Consider the following 21,130-nt stretch of genomic DNA (forward strand, 5'->3'; position numbering starts at 1 on the left):
GCCAGAGAAATTATATCATAATAAAAGTCAAAAGATTTGGTGCCGGAGCACGTCGTGTTCCAGCGAAGAGCGGGGCTTTTGATTCGGGAACACGGGGCTGCCGCCCCGGACCCCGCCTGGAGGCTGGCGCCTCCAGACCTCCTCTCTTTTTTATTAATTGATCCATTCTCTCCTCCCCTTCTTTGAAAAGCACACTTTTCAAAGAAGGGAAGGAGAGAATGGATCATAAACAAAGCCTCCAGGTGGGGTCCGGGGCGACAGTCCCCGCGTTCCCCGTCCCGCCCCCCGCTCAAAGCCAGCGCTTGCGGCGTTTAAACGACTTGAGGTTTTTGAACGACTTGCGGTGTTCCCCGCCGCCGCCGAGGTAGAATTCCTTGACGTCCTCGTTGTCCATCAGGCTGGCGGCCGGTCCGTCGAGGACGACCTTGCCGGATTCCATAATGTAGCCGGTCGAGGCGGCGCCCAGGGCCATTTTGGCGTTTTGCTCGACGAGCAAGAGAGTGATGCCCAGCTCGCGATTGAGGGTGCGGATGATGGAGAACACCTCTTTGACCAGCAGCGGCGACAGGCCCATCGAGGGCTCGTCGAGCAAGATGAGCTTGGGCCGCGCCATCATGGCGCGGCCGATGGCCAGCATTTGCTGCTCGCCGCCCGAGAGGTAGCCGGCCAAGCCGGTGCGCTCGCGCAGGCGGGGGAAGTAGTCGAGCACCATGTCGAGGTCGCTTTTGATCGCCTTGGCGCCGTCGCGCCGAGTGAAGGCGCCCAGGCGAAGGTTCTCGATGACGGTCATGTCCTCGACGATGCGCCGACCTTCCATGACCTGGAAGATGCCCTTACGCACGATGGTTTCGGGGTCGGCGTTGGCGATGCTCTCGCCCATGAAGGTGATTTCGCCCCGGGTCACCCGGCCGTTTTCGGTGCGCAGCAAGCCGGAGATGGCTTTTAAGGTGGTGGATTTGCCGGCGCCGTTGGGGCCGAGCAAAGTGACGATCTCGCCTTGGGGCACACTGAGCGAGACGCCGCGTAGCACCAAGATCACATCGTCGTAGATCACTTCGATGTTGTTGACGGTCAAAATCGGCTCGGCGGACGACGCCGGCGGGGGGACGGAAAGGGCGGCGGCGGACTCAAGCATGGCGGCTCCCACAACGAACCACGGGATACGAGGGGAGGAGAAGGGGGGCGCCCTTCTCCCCACGCTGAGGAAGAGGCTTAGTAGCCCAGCCACTCCGCGCGACGCGGCAAGGTGGTCTCGCCGATCTTTTTGACCGAGACCTTGCCGTCGCTAAACATGCCTTGATAGATGAAGGCGGTCATGGTGCCGCGATGATCTTCGGCCGTCCAGGTCGAGGGGATGCACACGCCTTCCAGGCCCTTGGGCACCCAGTTGGCCTGGGCATACATGCCCTTCTTGATGTTCTCGCCGGTGATACCGCCGTTGGCCTTGGCCCACTCCATGGCCTCCTTCATGTAGAAGGCCGAGCAGACGCCCCGGATGTAGTGGTGAGTCTGGGGACCGCGCCCGGCGGCGATTTCCTTGACCAACGCCATGCCCGGCACGTCGTCGTTCCAGAAGGCATTGGCGGCGACGAAGACATAGCCGTCGCCATCGGCGCCCATGGCCTCCAAGGTGGCTTCGTCACCGCCCCAAATGTTGGCCACGAACTTGACGTTGGTGCCGACCGTCTTGCACGACTTGACCAGCGACACGGTGGAGGGGCCGAGGTTGGCGACATACACGTAGTTGGCGCCGCTTTCCTTGATGGTCAGGCACTGGGCCTTGAAGTCACCGGGCTTGAGCGAGACCACCACGGGCGGGATCACGTCGAAGCCGAGTTCGGTGGCGTACTCGGCGCAGGCCTCGCGGGGCGCGTTGGGGTAGGGATGGTTATCCCCGGCGTGAATGAACTTCGGCCGCCCCTGCCCGCCGCTCGCCTTCCAGTCTTCGGCGGCCCACTGAGCCAGGGCCCGGCAGCCATCCGAGTAGCTGGGGCCATAAAAAAAGTTGTAGGGCGCCGACTTCTGGGTGCGCGGGCTCTTGCCGGTCGGATCGGTCAGGTGCCCCGAGTAGGAGGCCGACCACACCGGGATCTTGTCCTTGGCCACAAAGCCGATCAGGGCCTCGGTGTCGCCGGTGCCCCAGCCCTGCATAGCCACCATGTGGTTGCGGCTGACCCACTGCTTGTACTGGCTAATGGCGCGCGGCACCTCGTAGGCATAGTCCACGCTTTCGACATCGAGCGGCGTGCCGTTGATGCCGCCGTGGGTGTTGAAATACTTGAGCGTGTCGGCCACGCCGGCGCCGTAGAGCTTGCCGACAAAGCCGGTGGCCCCGGTAATGTCCATCAGGTGGCCGACAAACACCGGGTTCTCGGCCCGCGCCGAGGTGCTGCCCAGCGCGAGCGCCATGCCCGCCGCCAACCCCAAAGACGTCAACATCGTCTTCATACGGAAGTCCTCCCACTATGCCGGGGATTTTCCCCCCTGGCGTTTTTATGCCGCCCCGGAAAGGGGCGCGGTGCGGGGACCCGGGATCGGCCCGGATCCCCAAAGACTTAATGCGAGAACGGATACAGCGACCAATAGGCCCGGATGAGCCGCCAGCGGTGCGCCAGACCATCGGGCTCGAAGATCAAGAACAAGATGATCGCCGCGCCGATGGCCATTTCGCGCAAGAAGGCGAGGCCATTGACCAGAAAGGCTTGGTTGCCCCACGACGTGGTGGTAACGAGACTCACGCCGCCGGCCATCACTTCGGGCAGCAGCACCATGAAGATGGTGCCCAGCATGGCGCCTTTCACGCTGCCCAGGCCGCCAATGATGATCATGCCCAGAAACTGGATGGACAGCAAGATCGTGAAGGCTTCGGCCGACACATACATCAGGTAGTGGGCATACAAGGCGCCGCCAATACCCGCGTAGAAGGCCGCGATACCAAACGACATCACCCGGTACTTGGTCAGGTTGATGCCCATTACCTCAGCCGAGAGATAATGGTCGCGCACGGCAATGAAGGCCCGGCCGTCGCGGGTGCGCATCAGGTTGGAAGCCAGCACAAACAGCACGATGGCCACACTGAGCGCGAACAGGAAGTACTTTTGGTCGTTATCAAAGGCGATGCCGAACAGCTCGACGGCGTTCGCGGTCGAGCCGGCCGAGCCCCCGGTGAACCAGTCGAGGCGAACGAACAGGTCCTCGATGATGAACTGGGCTGCCAAGGTGGCAATGGCCAGGTACAAGCCCTTGATGCGCGCCGCCGGGGCGCCAAACAGCAAGCCCACCCCTGCCGTCATCACCCCGGCCATCGGAATGGCCAAGATCACCGGCAGGCCCACGGTGTTGTTGAGCCACGCCGAGGAGAACGCTCCCACACCAAAAAAGGCGGCATGGCCCAGCGAGATCTGGCCAGTGTAGCCCACCAAAATGTTAAGGCCGAGCGCGGCGATGCCATAGTAACAGAACTGGATGCCCAGCGAGAGATTGTAGCTGTCGGCGAACCAGCCCAGCACCGGGGCGTCGGCAAGGGCGGGCAGCATCAAGGGCAGCCCGACCAGCAGGTACAAGGCCCCAAGAAAGAGCACCATGGCCCAGCGGGTGGCCCGTGTATCGAACAGCGGGCTGTCGTCGCGGTAGGTGGTGCGGAAGTCTCCGCAGGGACGATAGGAAAAGCTCGCCATGTTGCGTTCTCACACCCGCTCGATCGTCTTGGTGCCAAACAAGCCGTAGGGCTTGATCACCAAGATGAGGATCAGCACCCAGAAGGGCACCACGGTCAGCATGTTCCCCCAGTGCAGGAACTGGCCATCGACAAACTCGGCGCCATTTTCCAGCAACCCGATGATCAGGCCGCCGGCCACCGCCCCCACAATGGAATCGAGACCGCCCAGGATCACCGCCGGGAACACCTTGATGCCAATGAAGGACAAGGCCGAGGACACACCGTTGACCATGCCCATGACCACGCCGGCCAAGGCACTGACCATGGCCGAGATGGCCCAGGCCAGGGCAAACACCCTTTTGACCGAAATGCCCAGCGACTGCGCCACCTGCTGGTTGAAAGCCGTGGCCCGCATGGCCAAGCCATAGCGCGAGAAGCGGAAGAAGTAATAGAAGCCCACCATGATGAGGATCGAGACCCCAAAGCTCATCAGGTAAGCGGTTTGGACATTAAGGCCCAGGATCGACACCACGTTGGTCTCGAAAATCGGCGGAAAAGCCTCGGCGCTCTGGCCAAACACCCAGTTGACCAGGGCGCGCATGAAGATCGACAGCCCGATGGTCACCATGATCACCGAGATGATCGGCTCGCCAATCATGGGGCGCAAGACAACCACCTGAAGGAGGATGCCAAACGCCATCATGAACACCAAGGTGAACAAGAAGCCCAGGATGAACGGAAGCTGAAGGTGGATGAGCAAGGACCAACACACCCAGGCCCCAATCAGCAAAAACTCACCCTGAGCGAAATTGACCACCTGCGTGGATTTGTAAATCAAGACGAAGCACATCGCGACGACACCATACAAGGTGCCGACAATCAGGCCGTTTAATAAGAGCTGAAACAGAAGTTCCCAGTTCAACGGCGTTTCTCCCTGGCATCCGGTTATGATTGAGGTGCGGGAGCTCGGCTCCCTCACCTTCCCCCGGCGGACCCCGCCGTTACAGGGTTTCCACCTTCAGACGTGTTTGAATCCGCGAGCGCGTGCCATCTTGGAAGGTGATGACCGTATCCACGTCCACCTCGGGGGCGCCGGAATACAACGCATCGATCTCTTTAGCGTATTTTTCGGCAATAACACCCCGGCGCACCTTGCGGGTGCGGGTCAGCTCGCCATCATCCGGGTCAAGTTCCTTGTAGAGCAGCAGGAACTTGCGCACTTGTTGTGCCGGCGGCAGCGTTTTATTGACCTGCTCCACCTCGGCGCGCAACAGCGCATAGACCTCGGGATGGGCCGCGAGATTGGTGTAACTGGTAAAGGCAATGGCGCGCTGCTCGGCCCACTTGGACACAATCGACCAGCGGAAGCACAAGATGGCCGACAGATAGGGCTTGTCACGCCCCAAGATCACCGCCTCGGCGATAAAGGGCGAGAACTTCAGCTTGTTCTCGATAAACTGCGGCGAGAACCGCACCCCGGCCGAGGTCGTCGCCAGATCCTTCACACGGTCGATCACGACCAAATGGCCGTTTTCGGGCTTGAGGTAGCCGGCATCGCCGGTGTGCAGCCAGCCGTCCTCAACGTCCTCGGCTTCGGCCATCTTGTAATAGCCGGCAAACAGGCCCTGGCTCCGGCCGACGATCTCACCAACCCCCTCGCTGTCGGGATTGGCAATCCGCACCGCGCTGCCGGCAAAGGCCACGCCCACGGTCTCGGGATCAATGTCGTCGCCCCGGTGGATGGTGTAGGCGCCCGACAGCTCGGTCTGACCGTAGAGCTGCTTCAGCGGCACCCCCATCGCATGAAAAAACCGGAAGGTGTCGGGCCCCATGGCGGCGCCCCCAGTGGCGGCGCTGGTCAGGAAGGTGAAGCCCAAGCGATCGCGCAGCGCCCGAAACAAGATGAACTCAGCCAGCCAGGACCGGCGGTTTTCAGCCAAGGCCTGGGTCCCCAGCTTCATGCCCAGCGCAAACATGCGTTGCTTGAAGGGCGAGGACTCCATCATGCGCGCCCGCACATCGGCGGCCAAGGATTCCCACACCCGCGGTGCCAGCAGCACGAACGAGGGGCCAATCTCGCGCAGGTCGGCCATGGTGGTGGCTTCTTCCTCGACAAAGTTCACCACCGTGCGCGCGATCAGGGCCTGCCCCACGGCATAGACTTGCTCCATGATCCACGGCAGGGGCAGCACCGACACATAGTTGTCGCCGGGCCCCTTGGGATCGGACTCCAGATAGTCCAAGCAGTGGCGCAAGAACGGCCCGGCCTGGATCATCGCCATCTTGGGCCGGCTGGTGGTGCCCGAGGTGGTGCACAGCATGGCCACCTCGTCTCCCGACCCGGCCGCCACTTCGCGGGCATACAAGCCCGGCTCGGCCCGGTCCAGATCCCGCCCCAGGGCCATCAAGTCTTCCTGGGAAATAAGGCGGGGGTCGTTGTATTTGCGCATGCCGCGTGGATCGCAGTACACGATATGACGCACCGTGGGCAGGCGATCTTCCAGGCCTAGGAGTTTATCGACCTGCTCCTCGTCCTCGGCGAACACCACCGTCGCCTCGGCGTAGGTCAGAAGATACTCGGCCTCTTCCTCCAGAACGTCCTTGTAAATCCCCAAGGACAGGCAGCCCAGGGCATGGGCGGCGATTTCGCCCCACACCCACTCGGGCCGGTTGGCGCCAAGCAGGGCCACCGCCTGTCCCCGGCGCACCCCCAAGCGGCGCAGGCCCAGGGCATACAAGCGCACGGTCTCGTCGTACTGGGCCCAGGTAAAAGGCGTCCACAGCCCAAACTCCTTTTCGCGCAGCGCCACCTCATCGGGCCAGCGCCGGGCGTTCTCGGCCAGAATCTTGGGAAAGGTGTCGAACCGACCGACATCACAGTAATCGGGCGGCAAAGGACGGCGACGGCTCATCATGCGACCTCCCGTTCGCCGTCGTCATCCTCACCCAGATAGGCCTTGCGGACATAAGGATTGCTCATGATCTCGTCGGGCAGGCCCTCGGCGATCTTTTGGCCAAAGTCCAGCACCATCACCCGCTCGCTGATATCCATGACCACGCCCATGTCGTGTTCGATCATGATCACCGTCATCCCCCACTCCTCATTGAGATCGACAATGAAGCGGGCCATGTCCTCTTTTTCTTCCTGGTTCATGCCCGCCATGGGTTCGTCGAGCAAGATCAGGTCGGGCTTGAGCGCAATGGCGCGCGCTAGTTCAACGCGCTTGCGTAAGCCATAGGACAAGGTCCCGGCCGTCGCCTTGCGGATCGCTCCGATCTCGAGGAAATCAATGATCTCCTCGACATCGCGGCGATGGCGCAACTCCTCGGTCTGGGCTCCGCCCAGCCAGTACAGCGCCCCGGTCAGGAAGTTGTTCTTAAGAAGGTGGTGGCGCCCGACCATGATGTTGTCGAGCACACTCATGTGACCAAACAAGGCAAGATTCTGAAAGGTTCGGCCAATGCCCACCTCGGTGCGCCGATTGGCCGGCAGCGCCGTGACATCCTGACCCTTAAAGAAAATCCGCCCCTGTGTCGGTGTATAGCGCCCCGAGATGCAGTTCATCATCGAGGTCTTGCCGGCCCCATTGGGACCGATCACGGCAAAAAGCTCGCCGCGCTTTACCGTAAAGGTAACCTTGGACAAGGCTCGCACCCCTCCAAATTGGAGAGACACGTCGCGCACGTCCAAAATGGACTCGTGCTCGGACATCGGATGAAACCTCCCCAGGCTCCCGGCGCCCCGGATTCTTTTGATCCGTTATAGGGATGCGCCAGGAAACAACATGTCCTCCTACTTAACGCATGCGTAAACCTGGGTCAAGCGCAGGGGTGACGTCGGGAAGGGGGAGGGGAGAGCCGACGCAAGGAAAAAAGGAAGGCTGGGGGAGGCTTGCCTCCCCAGGCCCCTCGATCTATTTACGGCGCGAGCGGCCGCGACCGGTGCCGTCCTTGCCCGGGCGGCCGCCGGACGAGCGGGGAGTCGGTGCTGTTGGGGGGGCGTCGGGGGTGAGGCCCAGGTCCTGGGTTTCCAGGCGGCGGATTTCGTCGCGCAGGCGGGCCGCTTCCTCGAATTCAAGATCGGCGGCCGCCGCGCGCATCCGGGCCTCCAGGTCGGCCAGATGCGCCTTGAGCGCTTTGCCGGCCAAGGGAGCCGCCGCGCCGGAGGCGCTGGGGTCGATGGTCACGTAATCGCGCTCGGCCACGTGGGCCAGCACGTCGGTGATGCGTGAGCGCACCGAGGCCGGGGTGATGCCGTGGGCTTCGTTGAAGGCGGTCTGTTTTTCCCGGCGCCGCTTGGTTTCGTCCATGGCATAGCGCAGCGACTCGGTGATCTTGTCGGCGTAGAGCAGCACCCGACCCTCGACGTTGCGCGCCGCGCGGCCGATGGTCTGGATCAGCGAGGTCTTGGAGCGCAGGAAGCCTTCCTTGTCAGCATCGAGAATGGCCACCAAGGCRCACTCGGGGATGTCGAGGCCCTCGCGCAACAGGTTGATGCCCACCAACACGTCGAACGCGCCCAAGCGCAGGTCGCGAATGATCTCGATGCGCTCCAAGGTGTCCACGTCCGAGTGCATGTAGCGCACCCGCACCCGGTTTTCGGTCAGGTACTCGGTGAGGTCCTCGGCCATGCGTTTGGTCAAGGTGGTGACCAAAACGCGCTGGCCTTTTTGCGCGCAGGTCTGGATCTCGGCCAGCAGGTCGTCCACCTGGGTTTCCACCGGCCGGACCTCGCACACCGGATCGACAAGGCCGGTGGGGCGGATGAGTTGCTCCACCACCTCGCCCTGGGTGCGTGCCAGTTCCCAGGGGCCCGGGGTCGCCGAGACGAAAATGGACTGGGGCCGCATCGCGTCCCATTCCTCGAACGTCAAGGGCCGGTTGTCCACGCACGACGGCAGGCGGAAGCCAAACTCGGCCAGCACGCTCTTGCGGTTAAAGTCGCCCCGGTACATGCCGCCAATCTGCGGCACGGCCACATGGCTTTCATCGACAAACAGCAAGGCATCCTCGGGCAGGTATTCAAACAGCGTTGGCGGAGGCTCGCCGGGGGCGCGGCCGGTCAGATGGCGCGAGTAGTTTTCAATGGATTTGCAGTGGCCGGTCGCTTCCATCATTTCCAGGTCAAAGCGGGTGCGTTGTTCTAGGCGCTGGGCCTCCAGCAGTTTGCCCCGGGCATTCAGATCGTCGAGCCGCTCCTTCAGTTCTTCCTTGATGGTGCGAATGGCCTGGGACAGGGCAGGGCGGGGGGTCACGTAGTGGCTGGCGGGGTAGACCACCACCTCTTCCAAGGCCAGGACGATCTCGCCGGTCAGGGGATCGAACTCGCGGATGCTCTCCACCGTGTCGTCCCACAGGCTAACCCGCCACGCCCGATCCTCGTAGTGGGCGGGAAAGATCTCGATGGAATCACCGCGCACCCGAAACGTCCCGCGGGTAAATGCGATGTCGTTGCGGCTGTATTGCAGCTCGATCAGCCCGCGCAGGAAGGCGTTGCGATCCAGTGTCGCCCCCTTGGTCACGGTCAGGATCATGTGGGCGTAGGATTCAACGGCACCGATACCGTAAATGCACGAGACCGACGCCACCAAGATCACGTCGCGCCGCTCCAGCAATGCACGGGTCGCGGCGTGGCGCATGCGGTCGATCTGCTCGTTGATGCTGGAGTCTTTTTCAATGAAGGTGTCGGTGCGCGGCACATACGCTTCCGGCTGATAGTAATCGTAATAGCTGACAAAATACTCGACCGAATTATCTGGGAAAAAACTCTTGAACTCGCCATAAAGCTGGGCGGCCAGGGTCTTGTTGGGGGCCAGAATCAAGGTGGGCCGTCCCAGGGCCTGGATGACCTGGGCCATGGTGAAGGTTTTGCCCGAGCCGGTCACGCCCAGCAAAACCTGATCGCGGACCTGGGCGGTGGCGCTCTGGACGAGGGCCTGGATCGCCTGGGGTTGGTCGCCGGCCGGCTGGTAGTCGCTCACCAGACGGAACTCAACGCGCGGACCCGACGCCGGACGCTGATACAGCGGCATCATCACGGGAGTGCTCATAGGGGCCCATGATAGAACAAAACAAGCCCGGCCGCCAGGGAATTGAAGGAACGCAGGGGTCTGGGGAGGCCCCGCCTCCCCAGCCTTTCCTTATCTCTTACGTAATCAACCGCGGCGCCGGATCCGGCCGCCCCAGCAAGGCCCGCAAGCCAAAGCCGGCGTAGGCCAAAATGGTGGTCCCCACCAATCCCGCCCCCCAGATGATGCCAATCAAGAGCCAGTCCACCGGCCCGCCGGCATCGGTAAAGCCCGAATGCGTGACCCAGGCCATCAAAGCCAAGGCCGCAAAGCCGCCCACCACCCCCATGGCTTCGCAGCGCAACAGACGCGTGCTGCACACCCGTCCCTCGCGCCAAATCACGTAGGCCGTTGCACCAGTCCCGGCCAGCGAGATCAGGAGCAAGATCCAAAGCAGCGGCCCCATCATCTCCTGCAAGACGACGAACAGCATGAACAGATTAAAGTTTTGCATGGGGCCTCTCCGTCAGGCGTTGCCGTGCAGCATGGCAAGGTAGGTCGGCTTCAAGGCGATGGTCTTCATCACCCAGGTGATCCACAGCTCTTCGAGCGGCGCGATCACCCCGGGGAAGGAGGGCACCAGATTGTTGTCGTAATCGAACTCCACCAGCATGGCCCGGCCCAGGCGGGTGATCAGGGGGCAGGAGGTGTAGCCGTTGTATGCCGCCTTGGAACTGCCGCCGGCGAGGGTCGCCACCAGATGATCGACGGCCACCGGCACCTGCCATTTCACGCTGGCCGCCGTCTTACCCTTGGGCACCCCGGCGGCATCACCCACCGCCCACACATTGGCAAAGCGCTTGTGCCGCAGCGAGGCCTTGTCCACCTCGACCCAGCCATCGGCGGCAAACGGCCCCTCTTGCCAGCGCAAGGGACTGTTGCGCACCGCGTCCACGGCCCGCATCGGTGGAATGACATTGATGAAGTCGTAGGAAATACGCGAGGGGCCATCGGGGGTCTGGAACACCGCCTCGCGTTTCCCTAGATCGATGCCGGTCATCACATGATCGTAGCGTGTGGCAATGCCCCGATCCCGAAACAGCATGCGGACCTTTTCACTAACGATGGGCACGCTGAACAAGGCCTTGTTCTGCGCCGCGTACACCAAGTCGGCCTTGCCCCGGGTGCCGCGCTTGCGCAGCACGTCGTCGGTGATGAAGGTGTATTTCAGGGGAGCCCCGGCGCACTTCATTTCGGTGGCCGGCCGCAAGAACACGCCGACCCCGCCCTTGTCGGCGAAGTTGGACATCGCCTGCCACGTTGCCTCGGCTCCCTCGGCGCTATGATAATGACTGCCCAGCCCGTCTTGACCAATGCGGGTCACGTCCATGCCGTCAATGGCGGCGTAATCCAGCTTGAGGCCCGATGCCACCACCAGGAAATCGTAAGGGATCTTGCGCCCCTTTTCGGTGGTGAGGCTGTTGCCCTCGGGATCAAACTCGGCCACCCCCTCCTCGATCCAGCTCACGCCCGACGGTACGTAGGAAGCGGTTTCCGACACCGTATAAGAGCCGGGCTTGAGGCCCGCCGCCACCAGGGTATACCCCGGTTGGTAAAAGTGCGCCTTGCGCGCATCCACGAGGGTAATGCTGGCCCCTGTCACCCGCTGCGCCAGTTGGGCGGCAAAGGCCAAACCGGCCGCGCCGGCGCCTGCGATCACGATGCGCGCCTTGCTTGGCACCGGCGCATCGGCAGCGTAGGCCGGCGCGCTCAGGCCCAAGCTGCCCAAGCCCCCCAGCCCGGCCATGCTCACGCCGGCCGCGCCCAGCGCCAGCACCTCGCGCCGCTTCAGCCCTGGCGGATGACTGCTGTTGTCGGTCATTCCCGGTACCCTCCCTAGTTTTTGTCTCCCGAGACTAGGGTACCGCAACTCATTGAATTAGAAAAGGCTAATACGTAAATCTGTCACACGGAATACTCCTGTTTTATAAGGTATAATACCTCGGGTCGTTCGTTGGCCGCAACAGCGGCGACGTTGGGGCGCAGGGCAATCGGGGGACCGAGGACGTGACGGCCGGCGAAAGAAAAGGAGATGACGGGGGAGGCCCGCGCCTCCCCACCTTTCCTTTCTCGTCTTCTCCGACCGATGCCCGGCTCACCCGCTTACCCTGCGTTGGGGAGTTCCCGCCGTCCCCCTCTTTTCGCGCGGGCTGATCAACACCGGTGCCGTCCATGATCCAGAGTCTTGATCCCGTTTCCCTGTCGGTCTCCTCGGGGCTTCCCGGAATGCTGCAAGGGGCCACACTTCTCCCGGTTTTGGTTTTTGCCATGCTTGGCCTCCATTACCTGTGGCTTACGGCCCTCACGTTTCGTGCGCCGCGCCCGGTCCCGCCGCGGGCGACCGACGAGACGGCCCTGCCCCCGGTCTTGGTGCAGATTCCGGCGATGAACGAAGGGCCGTTGGTGGAGCGGGCGCTCAGGGCGGCCTGTGCGCTCGATTACCCGCGCGACCGGCTCACCGTGCAGTTTCTTGACGACAGCGACGACGGCTCGCCCCCGGCCAACGCCGCCCTGGCCCGGCGGATCGCGACCGAAACCCACACGGCCCTCCTGCTGCGTCATCGGGTCGAGCGGCATGGCTACAAGGCGGGATCGCTGGCCCAGGGCCTAGCTGGCCTCGACAGTCCGTTTGTGGCGGTTTTCGATGCCGACTTCGTGCCTCCGCCCGACTTCCTCAAGCGGACGATGCCGTTGTTCACCGATTCTTCGGTGGGGTTTGTCCAAACCCGCTGGGGCCATGCCAACCGCGACGAGAGCCTGCTGACCCGCGCCCAGGCGGCGATCTTGGATGCTCACTTTTTGGTGGAGCAAACGGCGCGGGCCCGCGCCGGTCTGCCGTTGGCCTTTAACGGCACCTGCGGCGTGTGGCGCCGCGCGGCGTTGGAGGAGGCCGGAGGCTGGCAAGGCGACACCTTGACGGAAGACCTGGACCTTTCCTTGCGCGCCGCGCTCGCCGGCTATCGGGGGGCCTACCTGCCCGACGTGGTGGTGCCGGGCGAACTGCCGGCCTCGGTGCGGGCGTGGCAAACCCAGCAATACCGCTGGACCAAGGGCTTTGCCGAGGTGTTGGTCAAGCTGGGCGCTCGGGTCTGGCGCAGCCCCTGGCCGCTGACGTGGCGGCTGGCGGTGACGGTCCAGTTGGTTCAGGCGTGCTTTTTTCCCCTGGCCTTGTTGAGCCTGCTGCTGGCTCTGCCGGCCCTGGTTCTCGACCGGCCGCTGTCTTCGCCGCTGGGCGAAATCGTGGGGGCGGGCGGCGCCCTGGGAGTGGTCGGGGTGCTGGCCTTCCTGGGTCGGGCCCAGGCGCTGGCCGGACGCCTGCATCCCTGGCAGACCCCGCGAGACGTGGTCTTGGCCATGGTCTTCACCAGTGGCTTGATGCTGTCCAACTCGCGGGCGGTCCTTGAGGCGGCACTACGCCGGCGCAGCCCGTTCATCCGCACGCCCAAGGCGGCGGACCGCCCCTTCAACCCGCCCAAGCTGCCTGAGCTTCTGAGCGGCTTGGCCCTCATCACCTTGTTTTTCGTGGAGCAGGCCTGGAACGCCCCCTTTGTCGCGCTGGGCGGCGTCGGCCTCCTGCTCTTGGGACTCCCCGACCTTGGCCTCAGCCGCCCCCGCTCCTCTTGAGGCGCCGAGGGGTCTGGGGAGGCCTGCCTCCCCAGCCTTCCTTCTTTTGCCGTCAGCCCGCCAAATCCTCGCCGGCGATGGCGCGATCAAGCAGGGCCAGGGTCTCGTCGAGACCATAGAGGGCGATAAAGGTCCCCATGCGCGGCCCCTGGTCCTGGCCCAGCAGCACTTGGTAGAGCACCTGGAACCACGCCTTGAGGTCGCCCAGCCCCTCGTGACGCTTGCCGGTTTCGTAGACCGCGTCTTGCAGGGCCGAGGCGTCGGCCGGCTGGGCGAGGCCGGCCAGGGTGGCGCGCAGGTCGGCCAGCGCCGCCGTTTCCTCGACGGTGGCCTTGCGGTAGCGCTTGGTTGGCAGCACGAAATCCCGGTAATAGGCAATGGCCCGTGCGACCAGCACCCCCAGGGTGGGGGCGTTTTGCGGGGTGGCGCCGGGGGCATAGCGCCCGATGTAGTGCCAAATCACCGCCGGATCGTCGGAGTGGCAGACACTCACGAGGTTGAGCAAAAWTCGAGAACGACAGGTGCGCCTTTTCCTCGGGCGGCACACCGGCATGAATGTGCCAAGCCGGATTGGTCAGGCGCGCCTTGTCGTCCTGCCCGGGGAAGGCCTCGACAAAGGCGGTGTATTCATCGACGGCGCGCGGAATCACATCAAAGTGGAGGCGCTTGGCCGTCTTGGGCTTTTGGAACATGAACAGAGCGAGGCTTTCGGGATTGGCGTAGCGCAGCCACTCCTCGACCGCGAGGCCATTGCCCTTGGACTTGGAAATTTTCTGGCCCTCGCCATCCAAGAACAGCTCGTAGCTGAGGGTTTGCGGCGGCTCGGCCCCGAGCAGGCGGCAAATCCGGCTGGACAGGACCACCGAGGGGATCAGGTCCTTGCCCGACATTTCGTAGTCCACGCCGAGCGCAAACCAGCGCATGCCCCAATCGGCCTTCCATTGCAGCTTGCACGCCCCGCCGGTAACAGAGGTTTCCACCAGCGTGCCGTCGTCGCGGCGATACACCAAGGTCCCGGCGGCGGCGTTGGTCTCGACCACGGGAACTTGCAACACCACGCCGGTCTCGGGACACACCGGCAAGAACGGCGCATAGGTGGCGCGGCGCTCCTCGCCCAGAGTCGGCAGCACGACATCGCGCACCGCCTCGAACTGGCTCAACACCCGCAGCAAGGCCGCGTCGAAGCGCCCCGAGGTGTACCAGTCGCTGGCCGACTGGAACTCGTATTCAAAGCCAAAGCCATCCAGAAACGCCCGCAGCCGGGCATTGTTGTGGTGGCCGAAGCTTTCATACTGCCCAAACGGATCGGGGATCCGGGTGAGCGGCTTGCCCAGGTGCTGCGCGACCATCGCCTTGTTGGGGATGTTGTCGGGCACCTTGCGCAGGCCGTCCATGTCGTCGGAAAAGCAAAACAACCGGGTCGGCATGTCGGGGGCCAGCACGCGAAAGGCGTTGCGCACCATGGTGGTCCGCACCACCTCGCCGAAGGTGCCGATGTGGGGCAGGCCCGACGGGCCATAGCCCGTTTCAAACAGAACATACCCCTTGTCGGGCACTTTGCCCTGCAACCGTTTCTCCAACAGCGCCCGGGCTTCCTGGAACGGCCAAGCGCTGGACGACAGCGCGGTCTCGCGATCCACGGGCGGAAGAACGGGGCTCATCATGGGCATGGAACGGTCTCTCAAGGGGTGGAAGAAAAGACGTCGACGCTAGGACGATCCCTGGCGTCCGTCAAGGAAAGGCAAGCGGAGGAAAAGGTAGGGGACGGAAGCGGGAGCCCCGCCTCCGTCCCGTCCCCCGTCGTCCTGTTCAAGTGGGGAGCCAGGACGAGGGGCACACGCCGGCCCGGGGACCTGGAAAGCCGGAGTTCTCCCCAGGCCCACACCAAGACGCGGCATGCCTCGGCACCATCGACCCTCAAGGAGCGAGACCTCTCAGCCCGGGTCTGACAGAGGGTCGGCAAACACGTAAAGCTCGACGACACGCTCTCATGGTCCCCCAAAAGGGTCAAGATTTGTTTAAGAAAAACCCATCCTTCTTTCCCAAAACTTCTGTGAAACAGCCCCTTTTGCCTCGGGACTCGGCACGCCGCATTTGGAGTTACCCCAAAATTCACCGTATCGTCATGGAGGGGTCTTTCCCTTCCGGGGCGGTGTTGAGACTGAGAGAAGGCTGGGGAGGCTCGCCTCCCCAGACCCCTCCGATCCTGGGACTTCCCTTGATGCGAAGGGCCAGCGGGAACGAGGGGTCTGGGGAGGCAAGCCTCCCCAGCCTTCTCTTTTCCCCAAGCAACCATTGCTCCGCCCGCGCGGGAGGCGTAAAAACCGGTACCATGACAGAAACCGCCACCGCCACGAGGGCCGCCGCCCTCGACGTGATGGCGGCCGTCCTTGATCAGGGCCGGCCGCTGGAGGAAGCCTTTGATGCCGCCGTGCGGGCCTTGGGGCCGCGCGATCGGGCGTTTACGCGCCTGCTGGTGGCCACCACCTTGCGCCGGCTGGGACGGCTTGACCGGATCTTGAAGGGCTTTCTCGACAAGCCCCTGCCCAAACGAGCCTCCGGCGCCCGCCACCTGCTGCGCCTTGGCGCCGCCCAGATGCTCTTTTTGGGAACCCCCGCCCACGCCGCCGTCGCCACCGCCGTGGAAGCGGCCCGGCGCCGCCAGCTCCACCCCTATGCCGGCCTCATCAACGCCGTCTTGCGCAAGGTGGCCAAGGAAGGCCCGGCCCGCCTCGCCGCCCTCGACGATCCCTTCGCCGACCTGCCGGCTTGGTTGACCGAAAGCTGGAGCCAAGCCTATGGCCCCGACCAAGCCGCCGCCATCGCCCGGGCCAGCGGCTGCGAGGCCCCCCTCGACTTGACAGCGCGCGACGGCAACGCCGAGGCTCTGGCCCAACTCGTTGGCGGCACCGTCTTGCCCACCGGCTCGGTTCGACTGCCCGTCGGCACCGCCGTGCCCGAGCTGCCCGGCTATCGCGACGGCACCTGGTGGGTCCAAGATGCCGCCGCCGCTCTGCCCGTGCGTCTGGCCGGGCCCCTGGCCGGCAAGCGTGCCGCTGACCTGTGCGCCGCTCCCGGGGGCAAGACCTTGCAACTGGCCGCCGCCGGCGCCCATGTGGTCGCCCTGGATCGCGCCGAGGCCCGGCTGGCCCGGGTGCGCGAAAACCTGACCCGCACCAAGCTGGGCGAGGCGGTCACCCTGATCGCCGCCGATGCCACAACCTGGGCCCCCACCGACGGCGCCCTGTTCGATGTCGTTTTGGTTGATGCGCCGTGCAGCGCCACCGGCACGGTGCGCCGTCACCCCGATGCGCCCTGGATCAAGCGCCCCACCGATGCCGCCGGGCTGACCCAGACCCAAGACGGCCTGCTTGATGCCGCCCATCGTCTGCTGGCTCCGGGCGGCGTCCTCATTTATGGCGTGTGCTCGCTGCAACCCGAGGAAGGCGCCCCGCGCGTGGCCGCCGCGCTGGCCCGCCATGCCGACCTCGCCCGCCGCCCCCTGACCCCCGGCGAGACCGGCCTGCGCCCCGACATGATCACCCCCGAGGGCGACGCCCGCCTACTGCCCTGCCATCTTGAGGACCTGGGCGGCATGGATGGGTTTTTCGTGGCCCGGCTGGTCAAAACATGACCCCTGCCCCCGGGGAGGCGGTGTCGGGGGCACCTCGGGCAATCGGGAGGACGACGGTGTGACAGCCGGAGAAAGGAACAAAAACAGGACGGCTGAATCTCCCTCTCCCCCCTCCTCTCCCCCCCGCCCTGGCCCGCAAGGCGCCCTGCTCGTGGTGGCCGGGCTGCTGGCCGCCGCGCTGGCCCTGCAAGCGGGGCTGTGGACCGGCGGGCGCAACGACGATGCCGAGCTGCTGCTGCACGGGCAGTTTCTGGCCACGCGCTACGATGCCCTCAACCCGCCCCTGGTGGCCTGGGCGGGCTGGCTGGTCCAGCAGGCTTTCGGACCCACGCTGCTCGCCGTGCGGCTGCTCGTTACCTTGGGGCTGCTGGGCTGCGCCGGGGCGTTTGGCGCGCTGGCCCAGCGTCTGGGCGCCGGAGCCTCGACCCGCACTCTCGCGACTCTGGCCCCCCTGACCCTGCTGCATCAGGGCTTTTACCCCTACATCAACCTGTCGCACAGCGTGTTCCTGACCCTGTTCAGTGTCCTCACCTTGTGCGCGCTGCTCGACGTGATGGCCGAGGGCCGCCGCCGGCACTTTGGGCTGCTTGGCCTGAGCGCCGGACTCCTGCTGCTGACCAAGTTCAACGCGGTGCTGATCTTGGCGGCGATGGCCGGCGCGGTCATGCTGGTGGCTCCCGCGCGCCGTGCCGTGGTGCGGCCTCGCCTCGGGTGGAGCCTCGGTGCGGCCGTGCTGGTCGCTGGTCCGGTGTATGCCGACCTGCTGGCCCACTGGCCGGCCTTTGTGGCCTTGTATCAGGGCAAGATGGGCCTCGCCCCGGCCCGGCCGCCCTGGCCCGCCGGGATCGGGGCCGCGCTGCTCTCCCTGGGCGGGCAAGGCCTTGCGATCCTCATGCCCGGCGCCGCCCTGGCCTTGGTGGTGTTTGCCCGGCGCTGGCCCCGCCAATGGCGCCAGGAGACGGTGGTCGCCCGGCCGGCGTGGCGGGTGGCCGCCCTGGTCCCCGGGCTTACCCTGGCGCTGATGGCCGGGTTGATCATGACGGGGCTGTCCCGTGGCTTCAGCCCGCACCATCTGCTGCCGCTGGGCCTGGGCATGGTGCCCTTGCTGGTGTGGTTGACCGAGGGGGTGCCCGAGACGGCCCCCGAGCGGCGGCTGTTTGGCGGGCTGGCCATCGCGCTGGGCGTGGCGGGGGTGGTGGCCCTGGGGCATTTCACCTGGAAGACCGCCGCCACCTGTACGCGAAAGTGCGGCATCGTCTTGCCTTATGAGCGGTATGCCGAGGGCTTCCGCGCGGCGGGCTTCGAGGGAGGCACGGTGGTTCAGTTGACCTCGGTGCACGCAGTCCCCTTGACCGCCCTGCGGCCATGGTTTCCCAACAGCCGCTTCGTGCGTCCCCTGGATCCCCAGGCCCGCGAGGTGGTGCCGCCAGTGGGGACAGCGGGGCCGGCCTGTCTTGTGGTTTGGGAAGCCGGACTCCCCCCCGGTGTGGGACGCCCTCCCCCTGGGTGCCCCTCGAGCCAAGCCCCGGGGCGACGAGGTTTCCGGTCCCGCTCGCTCTGTCCGGCCGTCCGGGGCCGACCTTGGCGTTCAAGGTTCTGGAGAGCTGCGGGGCGCTGGCCGCATCGCGTTAGAAGGCCGGGGCCCCCTCCGGTCCTGAAGGGGCGCCTTCCGCCTCAGGCCCGCCAGCGAATGACGGCGCTGGAGGGAATCAACGCAATCCCGCGACCGGCCAGCGTCGGCAGCCATTGGGCCAAGGCGGCATGGGTCGCCGGCCGGGGATGGCCGATGGCCACCGCGTGGCCGTGGCGCTGGGCAATCTGCTCGGCCTGGGCCAACTGCCGGGCGATCACGGCTGGGTCGTTGACGTGATCAATAAACACCGCCCGCTCGGCAAAGGGCACGCGGTAGGTCCGGGCCAGATCGGCGGCCACCGAGCGGTCGGTGGTGCGGCTGTCCAGGAACATCAGGCCGCGCCGGCCCATGTCCTCCAGCACCACCCGCATGCCGGCGGCATCGGCGGTAAAGCGGCTGCCCATGTGATTGTTGAGACCGACCACGCCGGGGAAGCGCTCCAGCGCCTCGGCCAGCAAGCGGCGCTGGGTGTCTGGCGGCTGGCTGACCTTGAGGGCCCCCGGCCCGGGATCAACCCCGGCGTCGCGCGGCTCCATGGGCAGATGGAGCATGGTTTCGTGGCCAAAGGCGCGAACCGCGTTGGCCAAACCCCGGGGGTCGCCGGCATAGGCCATACACGAAATGGTAAGAGGGCCGGGCAGGGCGATCATGGCCTGGCTCCAGGAGCGATCGACCCCCACGTCGTCGATCACCACCGCGATTTTGGGGCGGGCGCCGGGATCGCTGATCGCCAGGGCATTGTCGCGCCACGGCGTGCCCGAGCGCCGGGGCTGGGCCGGCAGCTGGGGCGCGACGGCAGCCGCTGGCGGCACGCTGGGCGGTTCGGCGGGGAGTTCAGCGAGTTCGGCCGACTCGGGCGGCGGCGCAATGACGCGCGGGGCCTGGGGGGGCGGCGCCATCACCGAGGGCAGGGCCCCTTCGGCCTCGGGTCCGGGCACAAGGCCGCGCGCCAAGCGCTGGGACTGGGCCTGCGCGCGGGCCAGTTCCTCGGGGGTGACCACCGTCAAGCGCTCGGCCGGCACGGGCGGGGCTGGAGAGGGGGCCGCCGTGGGCGCCAAGCCTGCCCCCCCCAGCAAGCGGCCGGCGCTGGCCCCGCCGACCACGCCAACCAGCAAGGTTCCCGCCGCCGCCAAGAAGGCGCGGCGTCCGAAGGGGTCGCGGGGAGGGGCGGGCTTTTTGCGCTTTTTTGCGGGCATCGACACGGATCCAGCCAAAGGAGGAACCCTAGCCTGCCACGTCTTCGCTTAAGACCCGGTTACTTGCTCCGAGGGATCGGCGCGGCTGATCATCACCATGAACGGAATGTCGCCGCGCTGCACCTTGAGAACCCCGGTGGCGGTCACAACGCCCAGAGCGTGGTTTTTAAGCGCCGTCTGGACATCGTAGCGGATTCCCTCCTTGGGGAGTTGCACGTGGTCCACATAGTCCATGAAGGCCTCGACCAGACGGATCCGTGACGCTTCCATCAGGTCGGTCTCGGTGCTGAAGGTATAGGTGTTCTGGGCGCCGGTGGCGGCATCAAACATTACGGCGGTGTAGGTCGTGGTCATGGGAAGCCGTCTCAAAAGGGAGGGACAGGGCTCCCTTGGTTCCATTCCTCGTGGTCGCGCGCAACGCCTATACCGGGATGTCACGAAACAATAACCCGTTTGGGGGGCGCCCGGCCGCGGTTTTTGCCCAGGTCTTGCGACATCTTTGGTCCGAGCGGTGGGCGCGGTGTATCGTGCTCCTCTGGTTCCCCGACAATGAGATGCCTTGCCATGACCTCCTCTCCCCGGTCCTTTGAAGCCTCCCTGGATCACGTCCGGGCCCTGTTCCAGCGCTCCATCGCCCTCAAGACCGAGGTCCTGCACGACCATGCCCCGGTCATCGTGCGCATGGCCGGGGTGTGCGAGGAAGCCCTGGCCATGGGAGGAAAAATCCTGCTGTGCGGCAACGGCGGATCGGCCGCCGACGCCCAGCATCTCGCCGCCGAGTTCCTCGTGCGCCTGCGCTCCGAGGTCAACCGACCGGGCCTCGCCGCCCTGGCCCTCGCCCTCGATCCCTCCTCGCTGACCGCCTGCGGCAACGATTATGGCTTCGAGGGCTACTTCGCCCGCATGGTCGAAACCCTGGGCCAGCCCGGCGACGTCCTGATCGGCATCACCACCTCGGGCCGCTCCCCTAACGTGGTGCGGGCCCTGGAAATCGCCCGCCGCCGCGGCCTCCACCCCTTGGGCCTCCTAGGCGGCACCGGCCAACCCGCCCTCGCCCTGTGCGACGAAGCCCTCGTCGTCCCCTCCAGCGAAACCGGACGCGTCCAAGAAGTCCACATCACCGCCGGCCACGCCCTCGTCGAACTCGTCGAAGACGCCCTCCTCGCCCGACGCCATATCACGCGCCTGTGAGGGGCGGGGGCGGGGTGCTGCGCCGTCGGGGAATGCGGGGCTGCCGCCCCGCGCCCCGCCTGGAGGCTGACGCCTCCAGACCTCCCCTTTGAGGGTCTGGGGAGGCGAGCCTCCCCAGCCTTCCCC

At 65.4% G+C, this 21,130-nt stretch carries 14 protein-coding genes and 2 pseudogenes; 4 read left to right on the top strand and 12 right to left on the bottom strand.

What is annotated here, in order from left to right:
* Nucleotides 1-289: 289 nt before the first annotated feature.
* The 9 genes from RSPPHO_RS02115 to RSPPHO_RS02155 all read right to left on the bottom strand — a co-directional run bounded on the left by RSPPHO_RS02115 (nt 290) and on the right by RSPPHO_RS02155 (nt 11,548).
* Nucleotides 290-1,135, bottom strand: coding sequence for an ABC transporter ATP-binding protein (locus RSPPHO_RS02115; RefSeq protein ID WP_051013569.1), 846 nt, complete (start codon nt 1,133-1,135; stop codon nt 290-292).
* A 77-nt stretch (nt 1,136-1,212) separates the two neighbouring features.
* Nucleotides 1,213-2,448 carry an ABC transporter substrate-binding protein gene (locus tag RSPPHO_RS02120; RefSeq protein ID WP_014413641.1) on the bottom strand — a complete coding sequence of 412 codons (1,236 nt, stop codon included), beginning with the start codon at nt 2,446-2,448 and terminating at the stop codon, nt 1,213-1,215.
* Nucleotides 2,449-2,555: 107 nt separating this feature from the next.
* Entirely contained in the window at nt 2,556-3,677 is a 1,122-nt protein-coding gene (locus RSPPHO_RS02125) for a branched-chain amino acid ABC transporter permease (protein ID WP_014413642.1), read from the bottom strand.
* A 9-nt stretch (nt 3,678-3,686) separates the two neighbouring features.
* On the bottom strand, nt 3,687-4,580 hold the full coding sequence (locus RSPPHO_RS02130) for a branched-chain amino acid ABC transporter permease (RefSeq protein WP_041793776.1): 894 nt from the start codon (nt 4,578-4,580) through the stop codon (nt 3,687-3,689).
* Between the two features lie 79 nt (nt 4,581-4,659).
* Nucleotides 4,660-6,573 (bottom strand): long-chain fatty acid--CoA ligase, encoded by a 1,914-nt coding sequence (locus RSPPHO_RS02135; protein WP_014413644.1) that lies wholly within the window; start codon nt 6,571-6,573, stop codon nt 4,660-4,662.
* Nucleotides 6,570-7,370 (bottom strand): ABC transporter ATP-binding protein, encoded by an 801-nt coding sequence (locus RSPPHO_RS02140; protein WP_014413645.1) that lies wholly within the window; start codon nt 7,368-7,370, stop codon nt 6,570-6,572. Before RSPPHO_RS02140 ends, RSPPHO_RS02135 begins: the two co-directional genes overlap by 4 nt.
* 202 nt (nt 7,371-7,572) lie before the next feature.
* Nucleotides 7,573-9,708, bottom strand: a complete 2,136-nt coding sequence (gene uvrB, locus RSPPHO_RS02145) for an excinuclease ABC subunit UvrB (protein ID WP_014413646.1) — start codon at nt 9,706-9,708, stop codon at nt 7,573-7,575.
* Nucleotides 9,709-9,805: 97 nt separating this feature from the next.
* A complete protein-coding gene (locus tag RSPPHO_RS02150; protein WP_014413647.1) occupies nt 9,806-10,180 on the bottom strand; it encodes a DUF5368 domain-containing protein in 375 nt (124 codons plus the stop codon).
* Between the two features lie 12 nt (nt 10,181-10,192).
* The gene (locus RSPPHO_RS02155) at nt 10,193-11,548 is read right to left on the bottom strand and encodes an NAD(P)/FAD-dependent oxidoreductase (RefSeq protein ID WP_041793778.1); all 1,356 of its coding nucleotides are present in this window, start codon (nt 11,546-11,548) and stop codon (nt 10,193-10,195) included.
* A 350-nt stretch (nt 11,549-11,898) separates the two neighbouring features.
* On the opposite strand from RSPPHO_RS02155, the gene RSPPHO_RS02160 reads away from it, so the two are divergent.
* Complete coding sequence (locus tag RSPPHO_RS02160) at nt 11,899-13,350, top strand: glycosyltransferase (RefSeq protein WP_157879050.1); 1,452 nt, start codon at nt 11,899-11,901, stop codon at nt 13,348-13,350.
* 52 nt (nt 13,351-13,402) lie between these two features.
* On the opposite strand, the pseudogene RSPPHO_RS02165 reads toward RSPPHO_RS02160, so the two are convergent.
* Nucleotides 13,403-15,020, bottom strand: a pseudogene (locus RSPPHO_RS02165) (lysine--tRNA ligase).
* 662 nt (nt 15,021-15,682) lie between these two features.
* On the opposite strand from RSPPHO_RS02165, the gene RSPPHO_RS02170 reads away from it, so the two are divergent.
* Both RSPPHO_RS02170 and RSPPHO_RS20765 read left to right on the top strand, forming a co-directional pair.
* Nucleotides 15,683-16,984, top strand: coding sequence for an RsmB/NOP family class I SAM-dependent RNA methyltransferase (locus tag RSPPHO_RS02170; RefSeq protein WP_041793785.1), 1,302 nt, complete (start codon nt 15,683-15,685; stop codon nt 16,982-16,984).
* Nucleotides 16,950-17,711, top strand: a pseudogene (locus RSPPHO_RS20765) (glycosyltransferase family 39 protein); the annotation flags it as partial. The gene RSPPHO_RS02170 and the pseudogene RSPPHO_RS20765, both read left to right, overlap by 35 nt.
* 947 nt (nt 17,712-18,658) lie before the next feature.
* On the opposite strand, the gene RSPPHO_RS20770 reads toward RSPPHO_RS20765, so the two are convergent.
* Together RSPPHO_RS20770 and RSPPHO_RS02180 are read right to left on the bottom strand one after the other, a co-directional pair.
* Nucleotides 18,659-19,813, bottom strand: coding sequence for a divergent polysaccharide deacetylase family protein (locus RSPPHO_RS20770; protein WP_041793786.1), 1,155 nt, complete (start codon nt 19,811-19,813; stop codon nt 18,659-18,661).
* A 48-nt stretch (nt 19,814-19,861) separates the two neighbouring features.
* A complete protein-coding gene (locus RSPPHO_RS02180; RefSeq protein ID WP_041793789.1) occupies nt 19,862-20,167 on the bottom strand; it encodes a hypothetical protein in 306 nt (101 codons plus the stop codon).
* A 210-nt stretch (nt 20,168-20,377) separates the two neighbouring features.
* Between RSPPHO_RS02180 and RSPPHO_RS02185 the strand changes: the two genes are divergently transcribed.
* The gene (locus RSPPHO_RS02185; RefSeq protein ID WP_051013573.1) at nt 20,378-21,004 is read left to right on the top strand and encodes an SIS domain-containing protein; all 627 of its coding nucleotides are present in this window, start codon (nt 20,378-20,380) and stop codon (nt 21,002-21,004) included.
* Nucleotides 21,005-21,130: the final 126 nt, after the last annotated feature.

Source organism: Pararhodospirillum photometricum DSM 122, assembly GCF_000284415.1.
Classification (GTDB): domain Bacteria; phylum Pseudomonadota; class Alphaproteobacteria; order Rhodospirillales; family Rhodospirillaceae; genus Pararhodospirillum; species Pararhodospirillum photometricum.